1 pseudogene is annotated in these 1,236 nt (G+C 58.7%); it reads right to left on the reverse strand.

The features are described from left to right. Positions 1-1,236: pseudogene (locus tag KIF87_RS22985) on the reverse strand (Contact-dependent inhibition of growth factor CdiA); the annotation flags it as partial.

Genomic DNA, 1,236 nt, shown 5'->3' on the forward strand with positions numbered 1-1,236 from the left:
TAAGCGCTGGTATCGACGCGCTGGCCCTGATAATGCCCGACGGCACCGCCCTGAGCGGTTCGGAGATCGGCGGTGGTGACCCCGGCGTTCGCCAGTGCCCCCAGCTGGCCGAGGTTCGCGTTGCCTTTCTGGGTGGTGGCAATGTTGCTGAGAGGCGTGCCGGACGCGCCGCCGTTTTCCAGCGCGCCACCGCCGTTAAGCTGCTGCAGCGCACCCTGGAGCTGATCGTTCCACTGCGGCGAGTTCACCGCCACGGTGCCGGTAGCGTTCAGCCCCTGCTTTTGAACACCGCTGCCGATGGTCTGGTTGCTGAGGGTGTTCAGCGACGGCGCAGGAATGGCATTGCTTATTCCTCCGCCATTCGAAGTCGTCGCCGTGTTGCTGATATTACTGGTGAAATTAGCAGTGACCTGACCACCGGCCTGAATCACTGCGCGGAGGGCTTGATCGGTGGTATGGGTTTCGTACTGAGGTGCGCCATCCAGCGTATAAGTCACACGACGGTTGTTATCGTTGCCGGAGGCGGGACTTCCTTTCAGGCTGGATACCTTGCCTGTTTTCCCACTATAACGATAGACCTTATATTCATCCTCTGAATAACCAAACCAGGACTGATTATTCAGGCTGTTGCCGGAAAGGTTCATCCCATTCCCGGCCAGTAAATAACCGGCACGGTTGTTCAGCGTAGCGGCATTGATAGTCAGATCGCGTTTAGCGGCGATGCGCGCAACTCCACCTGTTGCGGTGACATTGACTACGGTCGATCCGACCAGATAACGTTGTACTGCCCCGCTTGGCATCGGCGCGACAATTGAGAAGATATTACCGCCACCCGCACCACTGTAAATTGTATAAATATACCCCCACTCATCAGGTGGCAGGTCTGTGACTTTTACACGAATGGAGGTCGCACCGCTTGCCGCAGGACTGCCCGTCGCGGCCTGATAGCTGCGGGTTTCACTGATCCCCTCTCGCTCATTCAACAGGCTTCCTGTCCTGATGGTGATATCCCCATTCTGCGTCTCAATATTCCCCGACGTGTTCACCACCTGGCTGTTGGCATTCCCCGCTGCATCCCGCTGCATCCACAGGTTGTTCCCCGCCATGATGTCGCCGCGCTGGTTGGTGATGCTTTCGGCAAACAGCGCCAGGTTATTCGCCGCGTACAGCAGCGCGGTGTTGACGATGGAGCCCGGTGCGCTCAGGGTCAGCGAGCCGCGCGTGCCGGTGAAGCCG

The sequence above is a fragment of the Enterobacter sp. 120016 genome, assembly GCF_018383635.1.
In the GTDB taxonomy this organism is placed as follows: Bacteria; Pseudomonadota; Gammaproteobacteria; order Enterobacterales; family Enterobacteriaceae; genus Enterobacter; species Enterobacter asburiae_D.